This is a genomic window from Rhodococcus sp. DMU1, assembly GCF_012272955.1.
Classification (GTDB): Bacteria; Actinomycetota; Actinomycetes; order Mycobacteriales; family Mycobacteriaceae; genus Rhodococcus; species Rhodococcus aetherivorans.
The window spans coordinates 54759-69933 of the sequence record NZ_CP050953.1; the positions used below are offsets into that span (position 1 = coordinate 54759).

Below are 15175 nucleotides of genomic sequence, written 5' to 3' on the forward strand. Positions count from 1 at the left end.
GCATCAGGCTACGTTTGCCCTGTTGACGATCTCGCGTAGCCGTTTGTCCCCGGCATGTTTGTTCCGCCAGATTATGTAGCGGCGGATCATGCTCGCCTGCTCCCGATGACTGCCGTGGTCGGTGCCGTCGAGCGCGAAGTACCGCAACGCGGTGAACTGCGCCTCGATACGGTTCAACCACGAACTGTTCGTCGGGGTGTACGCGATCTCGACATTGTTCGCCTCCGCCCACCGAGCGACCCGTTGGCACTTCTTCGTGGTCAGGTGGGGTGAGAAGTTGTCGCACACGATCGCCAATCGCACCTTCGCAGGGTAGAGAGTGCGTAGGTACCGGCAGAACTCGAGAAACTTCGTCCTCGTCTTGGTCGTCTTGACGTGCCCGTAGAGCCGGTCGGTGGTCAGATCGTACGCGGCGAACAGGTGTCGCACTCCGTGCGGACGGGTGTAGGTCGCCCGCCGGCGGCGCCGCGGCTCACGGTCCGGGTCCTTGTGCTTGCCGCCACGCTCGGTCCACTGCCGGCCGGGATGCGGCTGTAGGTTCAAGGGCCCGAACTCGTCGAGGCAGAAGATCGCCTGTGGCTCATCGGGATCGGGCACGACCTCCCCGTCAGCAATGGCGTACAGGTGCTCGACACGGGCCTTCTTCGTCTCGTACTCCGGGTCCTTGGACCGTTTCCAGGTTTTCACTTTTTGAAACGAGACACCCTCCTCGCGGAGCAGCACGCGCAGACCCTCGTGGCTGATGTCGACGGGCCACCCCTCGGCGACCAGGAACTCGGCGAGTGTGGTCAGGCTCCAGGTCGAGAACGGCAGATCGTGCTCGACGGGGGTGGACTTGGCGATCTTCTTGATCTCCCGCCGTTCCGGGAGGGTGAACTTCTTCGGCCGGCCACCGGCGTACTTCGGATACAGCGAGTCGAACCCGTCGGCGTTGAAGTTGTGGATGACATCGCGGACCCGATCGGCGCTGGTGAAGCTCACCTCGGCGATCCTCGGCACCGGCATGCCTTGGGCGGAGAGCAGGACCATCTGGGCGCGTCGCCAGGTCACCACCGACCCGCTGCCGCGCCGGATGATCCTCACCAGCCGTTTACCTTCGTCGTCGTCGAGTTCTCGCACTCGTACTCGTTCTGCCACTCGACCAGGCTGACCGATGCCGTGGCCGACGCACCGCAACCGGTCGGCGTGTCGGCCACAACAGGGCGAAGGTTCACGGGTGCGGCACTAGCACAGACTTGACACCTGCCGACCGTTGGGAGATGGCGGTGTCAACGTAGCCAGGGGCCACGAGGTTGGCTCGAATACCGTCCGCCGACTTTCGTGTGGAGGGCAGAGCGCGTGCCGGATACTGCGGCGACCACGTCCATCGGAGCGGTCGCGGCGGCCGGTCAGCGGTGAGGCTTGTCGGTGCTGCCGTCGTCAGATACCTGCCGCCGCCAGCACGTTCTCCCGATGACGTCGGATGTCTCCGAACAGTGCTGCGTCACTCGTAGCGCGGCGGAAGTACAGGTGCGCCGGGTGTTCCCAGGTGAATCCGATGCCCCCGTGCAGCTGGATGTTCTCGCGAGCGCAGTCCTGGAAGGCACGGGTACACACGACCGCGGCCATCGGCGCCGCCACCGCCACCTGATCGGGCCCTTCGTGCAGCGCCCACACGGCATGAACGACGGCCGAGCGAGCATCATCGACTGCGATGGCCAGATCTGAGCACCGATGCTTGATCGCCTGGAACGAGCCGATCTCGCGGCCGAACTGCACGCGGACCTTCACGTAGTCGACCGCCATGCGCAGGGTTTCCTCCGCGCCGCCCAGTTGTTCGCACGCCACTGCGACCGTCAGAAGGTGGCGCAGATCGGTCAGGACCGTGTCCGCGATGCCAGGCTCCCCGACGGGGCGGGCAGTTACCCCATCGAAATCCAAACGGGCGAACGACCGGGTGAGATCCACGGAGTCCTGGACCGTGCGCCGGAGGCGGGGATCGTCGGTGTCGACGACGAACAGCCGCGTGCCGTCGGTGGTGCGGGATCGAACGAACACCCATCCGGCGGTGGCGCCGTCCAGGACGAACGAGGTGTGTCCCGTGATCGTCCAGGCGCCGTCGGCGTTTTTCACAGCTTCGAGGTCTTCGGACACGGTACCGTCGTTACGGAAGGCACCGAGTGCAATTGTGGCCGTCTGTGATCCGTCGAGCAACGCCGGGAGCATCTCCACTCGCGTCGTTTCGTCACCGGCCCGCGCGAGCAGCCCCTGCGCGAGGACGACCGAACTGAGGATCGGCAGGGGCGAGAGCACCCTTCCCGCTTCCTCGAGCACGATTGCCAGGCCCGCGATGCCGATGCCCGCGCCGCCCAGCTCTTCGGGTTCCGCGACGCCGGCGAGCCCCAACTCCTTGCATGCGCGTGCCCAGCGTGCCGGATCCCACCTGGGCTGACCCTCGGGCGCAGCGGTGACTTCGCCTTCGTCGAGGTAATCCCGGACCACCCCGCGGAGCGCAGCGAGATCCTCGTCTTCTCGAACAATCATCGCAGTGCTCCTCTCAGCTGGGCGCGCGCGTTCAGCTCGTCCCGCAGCGCCCGCCGCAGCAGCTTCCCGGTCTCGTTGAACGGCAACTCCGTCCATTCATGGACGTGCGCCGGCACCCGCGTCGAGCGCAGCCGGGCGCGGACCCACTCCTGCAGTTCCGTTTCCGACACGCGCGCCCCTGGCGCGGCGACCACGACAGCCTCGACCCGCTCGCCCCACTCGCGGTCGGCGACACCGACGACCGCGGCCTCGGCGACCGCCGGATGTTCGACGAGGACGTCCTCGATTTCACCGGGTGAGATGTTCTCGCCGCCGCGCACGATCACGTCGTCGGCACGACCGTCGAGGAACAGGTAGCCCTCGGTGTCGAGTCGTCCGCGATCCCGCGTCGGATACCATCCGTCGGCGTCGAGGGCGCTGTGGGAGGTGTATTCGCCGGCGACCTGCTCGCCGCGGACGAACACCTCTCCGTATTCCCCGACGGGGACCGGCGCGCCGGTGTAATCCCGAATCTCGACCTCCACCGAGGGCAGCGGGCGGCCGACCGAGCCGAGTCGCGCTCGGACGACAGGATCGACGCTGGCGAGGGCGGCGCGATGATCTTCCGGGCCGAGCACGGCGATCGTCGAACTCGTCTCGGTGAGTCCGTAGGCGTTGACGAAGTCGACATCGGGAAGCAGTTCCATGGCCCGCTCGACGGTCTGCTGCGGCATCCGGCCCCCGCCATAGGACAGTGCCCGCAGCGCCGGCAGTCGGGTGCCGGTCGTCTCCAGAACGTCGAGGATCCGTCCGAGCATGGTCGGAACCACCATGGCCTGGGTAATACTTTCTGCGGCAGCGAGTTCCACCCATGCCTCGGGTGAGAACGACGGGAGCTGCACCATGCGGCGCCCCGCATAGACCGAGCTGAGGATCGAGCTGATGCCGGCGATGTGGTAGTTGGGCACCGACACCAGGATGGCTTCGTCCTCGTCGGCGTTGAGGAACTCGACGGTGCCGACGATGTAGTTGGTCAGGTGCCGGTGCCGCAACACTGCGGCCTTCGGTGTGCCGGTGGTACCGCTGGTGAACAGCAGGACCGCGGGATCGTCCGGGTCGACGAAGGGCAGGTCGGGATCGGCGACGGACGACGAGGTGGCGTCAACGACGTCGTCGGTGCGACGGATCAGCACGTCCTCACGCGCGGTGAGTCGACCGGCCGCCTGCGCGCCGACCACGACCGTCGCGGGCGCGAGCCGACCGACCGCCTCGTCGAGCTGAGCATTGGTGAGCCGATAGTTCAGCGGTGCGATCGGCAGCCCGGCGGTGGCCGCCCCGAAGAGCAGAACCGGAACGGCGGGGGTGTTGAGATCCAGCAGCGCGACGTGCTCGTGACCCGACGCTGTCAACTGCGCAGCCAGAGAACGCGCTCGGTCGAGCAACTGGCGATAGGTCAGCCCCCCCACACGGGATCCGACAGCAATCCGATCGGGTGCGGTGTCCGCCGCCATCTCGAGGAGCAGGGTGAGATTCATCAGGTTTCTCCTCAATCAGAGGACGGCAGCGGCTTCGCGGACTTGAGCGTGAGCGGACGGCCATCGACGGTGAGCGTTCCCACGCCGGCCTTGACGCACAGGACCTCGAGTCCGGTGTCCTGGTCCTCGTAGCGCTTCCCGACCTGCGTGCCGTCGGCCAGTCCGGCAGCGGGCTGGCCGGCGGCTTCGGTAGGAGCTGCGGCATCGACCATCGGCTGTCCGCCGCATTCGATGACCAGTTCACCCGCCGGCCGCACGATGACCACGGACGTATCGCACACGGTGCTACGGAGTTTGGTTCCCGGCTTCATGTCGTCTTCTTTCTCGGTGCTTCAGCAATAATCGATGTTCAGTTCAGGGCGAGTTCGTCGCTGGCGAACAGCTCCCGGAACTTCGCCAGTGCCTGCTCCCGTCGAGCGGGCAGGTGGCCGGTCGGGAAGAGCCCGGGCGCGGGTTCCACGCCGCGCAGCAACTGCTTGGCGACCTGGATCTTGTGCAGTTCGGTGGCGCCGTCCGCGAGTGCCATGTGGAAGCTCTCCATCACCCAGCTGCCGAAGGGCATCTCGGTGGAGATTCCGAGGGATCCGTGGATCTGGACGGCGCGGCCGGCGACGTCGAGCAGCACCTTCGGCATCGCGGCTTTGACGGCGGAGATGTCGATGACAACCTTGCGGTAGTCGTTGTACTTGTCGATCTTCCATGCCGTCTGCAGAACGAGCAGCCGGAACTGCTGGAGCTGGATCCACGAGTCGGCGATCATTTCCTGAACGAGTTGGTGATCGGCCAGGGTGCCGCCGCGGCTCTGCCGTGACACGGCACGCTCGAGCATCATGTCGAGCGACTGCTGGACGAGTCCGACGGTGCGCATCGCGTGGTGGATGCGGCCGCCGCCGAGGCGGGTCTGCGCCACGGCGAAGCCTTGGCCCCGTTCCCCGAGCAGGTGGTCCTTCGGGATCCGTACATCGGTGTAGCGGATGTAGGCGTGCGTACCGCCGAGGCTCTCGTGCCCGGACACGCCGACGTTGCGGATGATCTCGATTCCCGGTGTATCCGAGGGAACGACGAACATCGACGCGCGATGGTGCCGATCCGCGTCGGGGTCGGTGACCGCCATGACGATCAGGAACGACGCGAAGTTGGCGTGTGAGGAGAACCACTTCTCCCCATTGATCACCCACTCGTCGCCCACCAGCTCGGCGCGGGTGGTGAACGCGGTCGGATCCGAGCCTCCTTGCGGCTCGGTCATCGAATAGGCTGAGACGATCTCGTTTTCGAGCAGCGGCTCGAGGTAACGCTTCTTGAGTTCGTCGTTGCCATAGTGCGCCAGGATCTCGGCGTTTCCCGAGTCCGGTGCGTGGCAACCGAAGACGACCGGGCCGCTGTGGGTGCGGCCGAGCTTTTCGTTGAGGAGGGCGAGCTTGAGCTGGCCGTATCCGGGGCCGCCGAGGTCGGGGCCGAGGTGGCAGGCCCATAACTTTCGCTCACGCACCTGCTGCTGCAGGGGCTTGATCAGGGAGTTGCGGACCGGGTCGTTGACGTTCCAGGCATGGTCGACGACGCGGTCGACCGGCTCGATCTCCTTGGTGACGAACTCCTCGACCCATTCGAGGTCTTTGCGGTACTCGTCGTCGGGTTCGAATCCCCAGCTCATAGCCATATCTCTTCTCCAAACTCAGCGGGTGAGGACGGTGCAGGCACTGATGCCCGGGGCGCCGTAGACGTGGGTGAAGGCCGTGCGGGGCGAGCCCGGAACCTGTCGGTCGCCGGCGTCCCCACGCAACTGCAGGACATTCTCGTAGACCTGGCGCAGCCCGGTCGCGCCGATCGGTTCACCGTTCGCGAGCACACCGCCGTCGGTGTTGATCGGCAGCCGTCCGTCGATCTCGGTAGCGCCGGTCTCGATCAGGGCGCCCTGTTCGCCGTGCTCACACAGTCCGGTCTCGGCCATGTGCATGATCTCGGCGCCGGATTCGGTGTCCTGGATCTGCGCCAGATCGATTTCGCTCGGTTCGATCCCTGCGGCTTCGAACGCCGCCGCGGCTGCTTCGACCGTGGGACCGTCCGCGACAGCCGGCGACGTCCAGGGGCTGTACACCTCGAACGAGCCGAACCGACGCGACCGGAATTCGCAGGACCGCAGGTAGATCGGCGTCGAGGTGTACTGCTTGGCGCGGTCCGCCCGGGCCAGGACCAGCGCCACCGCCCCCTCCCCCGGCGAACAGAACATGTACTGCGTGAGGGGGTAGCTGATCATGGGCGCGGTGGCGATCTCCTCGACCGACAACGGCTTGCGGCGCCACGCGTTCGGATTGCGTGAACCGTTGCGGAACGCCTTCGCGGCCACCTCGGCGAGCGTGGTGTGTTCGATGCCGTGCACACCCATGTAGCGCTGGATCTTCATGGCGAAGAACTGTGTCGTGACCATCATGCCGGTCTCGCCGTACCACGCACCGAGCCCCAGGTTCTCCGGGTCCTCGTTGAACGCTCCGGGGGGATGCTTGTCGAAGCCGACCACCATGCCGACGTCGTACGCACCGGAGAGGATGGCGTGTCGGGCGGACGTGAGCGCGGAGCCGCCCGTCCCACAGCCGTTCGAGACGTTGATGAAGGGAAGTCCGGTCATGCCGAGCTCGGACACCAGCGTGTCCGCATCACCGGCGGAATAGCTTCCACCGTAGGCGAACTGCATGTCCTTCCACTCCACGCCGGCATCGGCGAGAGCCTGCCGAACGGCGTAGGCGCCCTGCGTCCGCCCGCTCACCCCAGGGGTGCGGCCGAACGGGTGGATGCCGATTCCGACGATGGCGACGTCCTTAGGGTTCATCGGATGTCCTGGCCTTCCGAGTCGAGGGGAGCGAAGGCGTAGGTGAGCACCGTCGTTCCGTCAGGGTCGGTGAAGGCAGGGATCAGGCGAAGCCCGTAGCGGTCCCCGTTGTTCAACCTCTGTGGGTCGTTCTCGGTCAGGACGGATTCGACGAGCACCTCCCCCAGGTCGATGTATCCGACTCCGTAGGGCGTGAACGGCCCGCCGTCGGAGCGGTACGGCGACTTGGGTTCGAACCCCTGCACGGTGAACGCCCACAGTGTTCCTTCGCGCGGTAGTTCGTGGGGTTGTGTGTTGGTACGACTGCAGCGGGGGCACGCATCGTGGAAAGGGAAGGTCACCGTCGCGCAGTCCGCACAGCGACTCCCACACAGCGCCGGTCCGTCGCCGGAGCCGGTGTCGATGTCGGTGGTGAACAGCGTCCGGTCGATCAATCGATACGGCATCACGTCCGGTCCTTTCTGTACGAATATGCGTGCGACGCAATAGCGGATGTGCGGTACGGGCCACGACGGCGGGACCGGCCGATCCGGCCATGCCCGCCCAGCGTCGCTGGAATGTGATGCGGCTCGCATCCCCTTAGGACACTGTATTCATCATGAGGAAAATGGGCAAGGGATCTCGGATTTCCGATCGGACCCTGCGGACGGCCTCCCGGAAGTGCTCGGTCAGCGACGGCAGTCTCGCCACGGCGTCGTGCGGTCCGTGCGTGGCTCCGCCGGCAGGCCCAGCATGCGTTCGGCGATGATGTTCCGCTGGATCTCGTCGGACCCGCCTGCAATGCGGTAGCCCGGCACGCCGAGCACGTGCTGGCTCCACGCGAACGTGCCCCATTCCCCGGAATCGACGACGAGTCGGGGACCGAGCGCGGCAGCGACGAAGTCGGAGATCCCCAGCATGCGCCGGACCCACTGCATCTTGCGGACCGACCCGACCGCGCCCAGCGGGTGTCCTTGCCTTCGGGCCTGCTCGTCTCGGGCGTGGGCAATTTCGCCCAGCTTGTGCGCGATGACCACGTCGGCAAGCTGTTGCCGCAGCACGGGGTCCCGGTCGGCCCCGGTGAACGCGGCCAGCCCCACCGCCTGCCGCCAACTGCCACCTACCCCGGTCGTCGAGGAGCTGGCTCCGCGCTCGAAACCGAGGGTGGTCAATGCCACCTTCCAACCGTGCCCGACCTCACCGAGGCGCAGGCTGTCCGGAACTCGCACCTGATCGAGGAAGACTTCGTTGAAGCTGGTTCCACCCGACATCTGGCGCAACGGCCGGATCTCGATGCCGGGTGAATCCATGGGCACGAGGAAGGCGGTCATGCCCTGGTGCTTGGGGACATCCGGGTCGGTCCGGGCGATGAGCTGCCCCCACTGCGCGAACTGTGCCCCGGAAGTCCACACCTTCTGTCCGCTGATCACCCAATCGCCGCCGTCTCGCACGGCGCGGGTTCCCAGCGATGCCAGATCCGATCCCGCTCCGGGTTCGGAGAAGAGCTGACACGCCAACTCGCGTCCACTGAGAAACGAGCGGATGAAGCGCTGCCTCTGCTCGTCCGTGCCGAGCAACCGGATGGTCGGCGCGATCAGATGGAGAGTGACCGACAGCAATTCGTGGGCTCCACCGGCGTCGAACGCTCGTTCCTCCGCGGCGAACACATCCTCGAACTCCGGGGCCAAGGCACGACCACCGAATTCCTCCGGCCATGTCAGGGCGCCGTAGCCGGCCTCGTACTTCGTTCGCTGCCATTCCCGCAACCGGTCGAGGAGTGCTTGTTCCGCCTCGAACGACAGGTTGTGGAACACGGAGACATCGTCCGAACCGCTACCCCACACCGGAACACCGTCGTCCGTGCCGGCCCGGGGCAGTCCCGATTCGGTCAGCCAGGCCCGCGCCTGCTCACGAAACGTCTCCAAGCTCGGACTGCGCATCCGATCCACCTCCTTCGAGCCCCGGGGCTCTGTTGAATATTCGACACGGTCCTACTCGGGAAACGGGCCGAAACTGTTTCGGCCGCGGCGACACGAAAGATCACCGTCGGTCGTTCCCCACTGCTCGGGTCCGAGCCCCTAGGGCACCCACCACGTTCCGGGAAGGCACGACGTGCCTCGCTCGGCGCTGTCCCGTCCGACCGGTCAAGTGCGGCCACACACCGCATACGCCGCGCATCCGAGACCGTTGCGTCGGCAGATCATGCCCTCAACAGGCCCAGAGCTCGGCGCGCCAACGGCGCGACAGCAGCACCCCGCTCCCCCATCCGAGGGTCCGTCGACTCGCCTCGTACGAAGCGAGCGTAGAGCTGCTGCAAGATCACCACGGTCTTCCAGCATCCGAAGGCCTCGTACCATCCGATGTCGCTGAGATCCAGGGTGCTGTTCTGCGCGTATCGCTCCACGACAGCGTGCCGCGACGGCAGTTCGAGCGCATCCATGCCCGGTACGGCGGTAAACGCCGCATCCGAGCCGGGGTCGGCCGTGGCATCGGGCCAATAGTTCAACAGCGTTCCCAGATCCACGAGTGTGTCCCCGACGGTGGCCATGTCCCAGTCGAAGACCGAGGTGACGCGGGTGGGATCATCCGCGGCAAACTGGCAGTTGTCCACCTTGTAGTCGTTGTGCACGATGCCGCTGCGCTGGCTGATCGGTTTGCGCGCCGACAGCCGATTGGCGACGTCGCGAACCAGTGCGATCGTGTCGTCGTCGCCGACCTCGGCTTCGACCGCCGCCCATCGCTTCTGCCACCCCGCCAGTTGGCGCTCGAGGTAGCCTTCGGGACGGCCCAGATCGCCTAGACCCACCGCTGCGGGCTCGACCTCGTGCAGGTCGGCCAACGCATCGATCACTGCGAATCCGATCCGATGGCCCGCGTCAGCGAAAGATTGCATCGAGGCGGGCACGGTGTCCCACACGACGATTCCCTCTCGATACTCGTTGACGAAGAACTCGGCTCCGATCACGGTCGGGTCCGCGCAGTGCAGCAGCGCCCGCGGCGCCCGCGGATACCCGGCGTGCAGCCGCGAGAGCACCTTGTACTCCCGGGCCATGTCGTGCGCCCCCGGCGCCAGGGTTCCGAACGGTGGCCTGCGCACCACGAGGAGCGTCTCACCGAACTTCACCCGGTAGGTGAGATTCGCCGAGCCCCGCGGGAACTGCAGCACGGAGAATTCACCGTCCAGCTCCGGAAGGTGCTGCCGCAAATACCGTTCCAGGCTCTGCCAGTCGAGTTCTTCGCCGGCTCGCACGGGCGCCAGCTCCACCTGCGGCTCTGCCGCACTTCCGGAGGTCACTGCGTCTCCCCCACTCTCCACCGGGGCAAAATGATCCGATTTCCCTCGGCGTCGCGCCCCAGGTCTTCGAAATCGGCGTGCAGAACCGTGTTCTGGTCCACCTCGGCCCGCCCCGGTAGGTACCCGATCATGCGGACACCGGGACTGTCGTCGATGTCGATGAGAACCACGGTGTACGGCGTGGGAAACGAGTGATGCACCTGATGCTCGACAACGGTCCACGAACGCACCCGGCCGCGAGGTGGGACCTCACGCCATTCCAGCGCATCGGCGTCGCAATGCACACAGTAGGGACGAGGCAGGTGGGTGTGGCCACCGCATCGGGTACAGGTGAGCACGGCGAGTCGACCCTCTGCCGCCGCCGCAAAGAAGCCTCTCGACGCGGGATCGACAACGGTCGGGGCCAGGCGGGCGCTCATGCCGCCACCAGAATCAGTGCCGAGGTCGACGGCGGCGGAGCAGAGGTCACCAAGGACACCGAGGCCCCCGGGACCTGGTTGCTCGAGGTTCCCCGAATCTGGCGGACTCCCTCGACGATGTGGTTCATCCCATGGATGTAGCCCTCGGACATGTGTCCTCCGCTGGTGTTGAACGGTATCGATCCGCCGATCTCGAGCTCGCCCGCTGCGGCGAACTCCCCGGCTTCCCCGCGGTCGCAGAACCCGTAGTCCTCGACCTGGAGCAGGGCCGTGATCGTGAAGCAGTCGTACAGCTGGGCCGAATCGACCTCCTTCGGACCGAGGCCGGCTCGGCGGTAGAGGGTTTCTGCGCAGTACCGCGACGGCATGTCCAGCGGGTTGTCCCGCATCAGTACCGGATACATCTGCCCCGGCTGAGGGCGGGGACCGCTGGCCATGGCGGCGGCCCGGATCACAGCCGGCGTCTGCCGCAGGTCGCGGGCGCGCGCGGTGCTGGTCACCACCACCGCGGCTGCGCCGTCGGTTTCGAGGCAGTAGTCGAACAACCGCAGTGGTGAGGACAACATCCGCGAGTCGAGGTAGTCGTCGAGCGTCATCTTCCGGGCGTACATCTGCGCCCGCGGATTGTTGTTGGCGTGTCGACGAGCCGCGAGTGCGATGTGCCCCAGTTGCTCGGACGTGGTCCCGGTCTTGTACATGTACTCCTGAGCGAGGAGTGCGAAGAACTGGCCCGGGGAGAGCAGGCCGTAGGGGCCGAAGAACTCGGTCATCGACTCGCCTCCCCCCGTGGTCGTCGCCGGTTCCGAGGAGAGGCCGAACCGGTTTCCGGACCGGCCGTTGAGGGAACGGAACACGACGACGGTGCTCGCCTGGCCGCTCATGATGGCGCCGACGGCTTGGGCCACCATGGCCGCGGGGCCCGACCCTCCCGGCCCTGCCTCGCCGTAGTACGTCAGATTGCGGGCGCCGATGGCGTCGGCCAGCGCGGCGCACGAGACCAGATCCATGTCGTTGCGGATGACCCCGTCGACGTCGGCGGGGTCGAGGCCCGCGTCGGCCAGGGCCGCCCGAGATGCCGCGGCGGCGAGGGCTGTCACGCTGGTTCCCGAGTCCTTCGAGTAGTCGGATTCGCCGACGCCGACGATGGCGCACACGTCTCGCTGCCACATGTCAGTCATGGGAGAGCACCTCCTCGGTGTGTTCCCCGAGCATGGGTGGGCGGTGGGGGTCGCCGTAGCCGTTCGAGAATCGGTAGGGCGCACCGGGGAAGGTGGTCGTGCTGCCGTCCGCCATGGTCACGTCGACGAAGAAGTTCCGGGCCGCGAGATGCTCGTCGCGCAGCACCTCCTCGGGTGCGCGCAGCGGTCCGATCGGGAGCCCCCACTTCTGGCCGTCCCGGTAGACCGTTTCCGAATCCTGGATCATGAAGAACGCTTCGAGCAGGCCCTGGATGTGCGCGAAGTTCTCCTGCCGATAGGCCAAGGAGTCGAATGCTCCCTCGGCGAGGTCGGCGACGAGTCCGACCTCGTCCATCCAGGAGGTGAGGGCTTTCCACGCGAACTGATCGGCGAGGATGAGGGCGAAGTAGACCCACACACCGTCGGCGCACTGAAACAGCGCGGACTGGGTCGGCGACGGCTGCGCGTGCCGACAGGTTTGCCGTTTGACCACGGCCTTCGGGTAGAACCAGTACGGATTGGCGAGTTCGCCGGTGACCGCGATCGATTCGTGCATCGACACGTCGACCAGTTGGCCGCGTCCTGTCTGCTGTCGCTCGATCAGGGCGAGCACCACCCCGCACAGCGCGAAGCTGGCTGCCGTCATGTAGCCCTGATTGCCACCGGGCCGGATCGGCGGAATGGAGTGGTCGTCGTATCCACAGCTGTTGAGAAGCCCCCCGGCGGCCAGCCCGACCAGGTCGGAACTCAGATAGTTCGCCCACGGACCCGTGAGCCCGAACGGGGAGATCGACAGGGCGATCAGCTTGCTGTGCTGGGCGCACAGGCCCTCGAGATCGAGACCGGCCGTGGCGAGATCGACAGGTCGGCCGGTGGTCAGCACGATGTCCGCCTCCGCGATGAGCGCGGCACGGGCGGCGCGGCCCTGATCGTCGTCGGCCAGAACTACCGACTGTTTGGACGTGTTGTAGGTCCAGAAGTTCAGGCTGTGGTCGGGGTCCTCCGTCCCGTTGGCCCAAGGTCCGATGTGTCGGCTGGCGGCGCCGCCGGTCGGTTCCACCTTCACGACCGTGGCGCCCTGGTCTGCCAGCAACTTGCCGGCGTATTCCCCGGCCGGGTCGTCGGCGATCTCGACGACCCGCAGCCCGCTGAATGCCAGTTCCATCAGATCACACCTTCCGCGGTCAACTCGGCGATCTCCGCGTGATCCAGGCCCAGGATGTCGCCGAACACGTACTCGTTGTCTTCGCCCAGCAGGGGGGCAGAGCGCCAGTTCTGTTGCACGGTTCTGGTGAACCGCATCGGAGTGCCCTCGAATTTCGCGACGCCGATGACCGGATGGTCGAGCTCGAAGAAGGTGCCGCGATACGCGATCTGCGGGTCCGATTCCGCCAGATCCCGGGAGTTCTGCACCGCTGCCGCGGGCACTCCGGCCTGCTGCAGCAGGTGCATGGTCTCGTGAGCCGGCCGCAGCGCCGTCCACTGCGACAGGTGCGCATCGAGTTCGTCCTGACGCGCGTACCGGCTGCGCGCGTCCGCGAACTGCGAAGCCGTCGCCCAGTCGGGTCGGCCGAGGGCCGTGACGAGTCGCTCCCACTGGTCGTCGTCGAAGACCGCGATGGCAACCCAGGTGTCCTCGCCCTGCGCCGGATACACGCCGTGCGGTGCCGCGGCCGGGTGGACGAGCCGATTGCCCGTCGGGTACTCGGGGCGTCGCGTGACCACGCCGTTGACGGCGACGTCGAGCAGATCCGGGCCGAGCAGATTGATCCCGGCCTCGACGGCGGAGACGTCGATCTCCTGGCCCTTGCCGGTGACGGCGCGCTGCATGATCGCCATGAGAACCGCCGCGGAGTTGTAGTACGCCGCCTGGTTGTCCATGTACGACAATCCCCACCCCGACGGTTCACGCCCCGGGAGTCCCGAGATGAACGACAGACCGGACACCGCCTGCACCACGGGGCCGTAACTCTTGAACTTGTGGTGGGGTCCGCTGTGCCCGTACCCGCTCATTCGGGCGAGGATCACATCGGGAGTGATCTCTTTCAGTGCGTCGTAGGTCAGCCCCCACTTCTCCATGACACCGGGTGCGAAGTTCTCGGTGACCACCGAGCTCGCACCGATGAGTTGCCGGACGAGTTGCTGACCGCGTTCGGTCTTCATGTTGATGGTGACGCCGAGCTTGTTGCGGCTGTAGTTGTTGAACAAGCCGCCCTTGTTGGGGTCCGGGTTGGGGTCTTCCTCGCCGTACGAGCGGACCTCGTCCTTGTAGATCGGCAGGCGCCGCGGCATGTCGAGGCGATCACGTGATTCGATCTTGATGACTTCGGCCCCGAAGTCGGCGAGCATCCGCGTCGCTACGGCCCCGACCCCCATCCAGCAGAAGTCGGCCACTCGCACCCCTGCCAGTGGACCCACCCGCATCCCTGGGCGGCGCCCGATCGTCGTCGGCGTGGGATCTTCGATTGCAGTCACCACATGCCTCCTGTTCCAGAATCGTCTCGAGAGATGGGGTCGGGTGCGACTCCGTGGAGTCCGCCGATGTGTCTCGTGTCACCCGACCCCGAGCGTAAACATCATGAGGAAATAGCACAAGTTGTGCCGCGAAAAGACCCCGCACGCAAACTCCGTGCGGGGTCTCGTTGCGCCGCAGCCTTCTTGAGTCGACGATCCAGTCGTCAGCCCACGGCCATCCGACCACCGTCGACGGGCAGGATGGTCCCGGTGGTGAAGCTCGAGGCATCGCCGGCGAAATACAGAGCGGCCCCTACGATCTCGCTGGGCTTTCCCCCGCGGGGAATCGGCCAGGACGAGGCCAGCTCGTCGAACGCGTCCGCATCCCAGCCCTTGCTGATGTCGGTGAAGAACGCCCCGGCCATGATCGTGTTCACCCGCACTTCCGGACCGTACGTCGCCGCGAGCCCCTTCGTCAGCGAATTGAGTCCGGCCTTGGCCGCGCCGTACGGCACATACTCCGGAGCCGGCCGCTCGGAGGCATTGCTGCTGATGTTGACGATCGTGCCGTGGCCGGCGGATTTCATCCGTTCGGCCACCAGCGCACCGAGCCGGAACGGTCCCTTGAGGTTCACTGCGATGATCTTGTCGAACAGTTCCTGACTGATTTCGCCCAGGCTGGGATACAGCGGCGCGATGCCGGCATTGTTGACCAGCACATCGAGGTGACCGAATCGTTCGTACACTGCATCGACGAGGGCCGGCATCGCATCCCAGTCACCGACGTGCGCGCCGATACCCATCGTCTCGACACCGGTCCTCGCTGCGATCTCCGCGGCAAGGTCGATGCAGGGCTGCTCCTTCCTGCTGGCGACGACGATGTCGGCGCCCTCTTCCGCGAATGCCCACGCCATCTCGGCGCCCAGGCCGCGGCTGCCTCCTGTGATGAGGACGACCTTGCCGCGAAGATTGTTTCGGTCGGTTCCCAT

Annotated in this window: 14 protein-coding genes; all 14 read right to left on the minus strand. The window is 66.3% G+C overall.

The window, feature by feature from the left end; all coding sequences use genetic code 11:
• Positions 1 to 3: 3 nt before the first annotated feature.
• Entirely contained in the window at positions 4 to 1137 is a 1134-nt protein-coding gene (locus HFP48_RS28300) for an IS630 family transposase (protein WP_168580726.1), read from the minus strand.
• 282 nt (positions 1138 to 1419) lie between these two features.
• Positions 1420 to 2619, minus strand: coding sequence for an acyl-CoA dehydrogenase family protein (locus HFP48_RS28305; RefSeq protein ID WP_168580727.1), 1200 nt, complete (start codon positions 2617 to 2619; stop codon positions 1420 to 1422).
• The gene (locus tag HFP48_RS28310; protein WP_168580728.1) at positions 2520 to 4037 is read right to left on the minus strand and encodes a class I adenylate-forming enzyme family protein; all 1518 of its coding nucleotides are present in this window, start codon (positions 4035 to 4037) and stop codon (positions 2520 to 2522) included. Before HFP48_RS28310 ends, HFP48_RS28305 begins: the two co-directional genes overlap by 100 nt.
• A gap of 11 nt (positions 4038 to 4048) precedes the next feature.
• Positions 4049 to 4348, minus strand: a complete 300-nt coding sequence (locus HFP48_RS28315; RefSeq protein WP_168580729.1) for a hypothetical protein — start codon at positions 4346 to 4348, stop codon at positions 4049 to 4051.
• Positions 4349 to 4386: 38 nt separating this feature from the next.
• A complete protein-coding gene (locus tag HFP48_RS28320) occupies positions 4387 to 5688 on the minus strand; it encodes an acyl-CoA dehydrogenase family protein (protein WP_168580730.1) in 1302 nt (433 codons plus the stop codon).
• A gap of 21 nt (positions 5689 to 5709) precedes the next feature.
• Entirely contained in the window at positions 5710 to 6861 is a 1152-nt protein-coding gene (locus tag HFP48_RS28325) for a thiolase family protein (protein ID WP_168580731.1), read from the minus strand.
• Positions 6858 to 7307 carry an OB-fold domain-containing protein gene (locus HFP48_RS28330; RefSeq protein WP_168580732.1) on the minus strand — a complete coding sequence of 150 codons (450 nt, stop codon included), beginning with the start codon at positions 7305 to 7307 and terminating at the stop codon, positions 6858 to 6860. Before HFP48_RS28330 ends, HFP48_RS28325 begins: the two co-directional genes overlap by 4 nt.
• A 222-nt stretch (positions 7308 to 7529) precedes the next feature.
• Entirely contained in the window at positions 7530 to 8780 is a 1251-nt protein-coding gene (locus tag HFP48_RS28335; RefSeq protein WP_168580733.1) for an acyl-CoA dehydrogenase family protein, read from the minus strand.
• Positions 8781 to 9040: 260 nt separating this feature from the next.
• Positions 9041 to 10135 (minus strand): phosphotransferase family protein, encoded by a 1095-nt coding sequence (locus HFP48_RS28340; protein ID WP_168580734.1) that lies wholly within the window; start codon positions 10133 to 10135, stop codon positions 9041 to 9043.
• Positions 10132 to 10554, minus strand: a complete 423-nt coding sequence (locus HFP48_RS28345; protein ID WP_168580735.1) for an OB-fold domain-containing protein — start codon at positions 10552 to 10554, stop codon at positions 10132 to 10134. Before HFP48_RS28345 ends, HFP48_RS28340 begins: the two co-directional genes overlap by 4 nt.
• Positions 10551 to 11732 (minus strand): lipid-transfer protein, encoded by a 1182-nt coding sequence (locus HFP48_RS28350; protein ID WP_168580736.1) that lies wholly within the window; start codon positions 11730 to 11732, stop codon positions 10551 to 10553. The genes HFP48_RS28345 and HFP48_RS28350 overlap by 4 nt, the downstream gene beginning before the upstream one ends.
• Positions 11725 to 12897, minus strand: coding sequence for a CoA transferase (locus HFP48_RS28355; protein ID WP_168580737.1), 1173 nt, complete (start codon positions 12895 to 12897; stop codon positions 11725 to 11727). Before HFP48_RS28355 ends, HFP48_RS28350 begins: the two co-directional genes overlap by 8 nt.
• Entirely contained in the window at positions 12897 to 14207 is a 1311-nt protein-coding gene (locus HFP48_RS28360; protein WP_246872599.1) for a CoA transferase, read from the minus strand. The genes HFP48_RS28355 and HFP48_RS28360 overlap by 1 nt, the downstream gene beginning before the upstream one ends.
• Positions 14208 to 14410: 203 nt before the next feature.
• On the minus strand, positions 14411 to 15175 hold the full coding sequence (locus tag HFP48_RS28365; protein ID WP_168580738.1) for a glucose 1-dehydrogenase: 765 nt from the start codon (positions 15173 to 15175) through the stop codon (positions 14411 to 14413).

Excerpts from the sequence above, each read along its gene's own strand:
- HFP48_RS28345 (WP_168580735.1), bottom strand. The coding sequence starts at position 10,554 with ATGAGCGCCCGCCTGGCCCCGACCGTTGTCGATCCCGCGTCGAGAGGC.
- HFP48_RS28350 (WP_168580736.1), bottom strand. The coding sequence starts at position 11,732 with ATGACTGACATGTGGCAGCGAGACGTGTGCGCCATCGTCGGCGTCGGC.
- HFP48_RS28325 (WP_168580731.1), bottom strand. The coding sequence starts at position 6,861 with ATGAACCCTAAGGACGTCGCCATCGTCGGAATCGGCATCCACCCGTTC.
- HFP48_RS28330 (WP_168580732.1), bottom strand. The coding sequence starts at position 7,307 with ATGCCGTATCGATTGATCGACCGGACGCTGTTCACCACCGACATCGAC.
- HFP48_RS28335 (WP_168580733.1), bottom strand. The coding sequence starts at position 8,780 with ATGCGCAGTCCGAGCTTGGAGACGTTTCGTGAGCAGGCGCGGGCCTGG.
- HFP48_RS28310 (WP_168580728.1), bottom strand. The coding sequence starts at position 4,037 with ATGAATCTCACCCTGCTCCTCGAGATGGCGGCGGACACCGCACCCGAT.
- HFP48_RS28305 (WP_168580727.1), bottom strand. The coding sequence starts at position 2,619 with ATGGACGGAGTTGCCGTTCAACGAGACCGGGAAGCTGCTGCGGCGGGC.
- HFP48_RS28355 (WP_168580737.1), bottom strand. The coding sequence starts at position 12,897 with ATGGAACTGGCATTCAGCGGGCTGCGGGTCGTCGAGATCGCCGACGAC.
- HFP48_RS28365 (WP_168580738.1), bottom strand. The coding sequence starts at position 15,175 with ATGGGAACCGACCGAAACAATCTTCGCGGCAAGGTCGTCCTCATCACA.
- HFP48_RS28320 (WP_168580730.1), bottom strand. The coding sequence starts at position 5,688 with ATGAGCTGGGGATTCGAACCCGACGACGAGTACCGCAAAGACCTCGAA.
- HFP48_RS28315 (WP_168580729.1), bottom strand. The coding sequence starts at position 4,348 with ATGAAGCCGGGAACCAAACTCCGTAGCACCGTGTGCGATACGTCCGTG.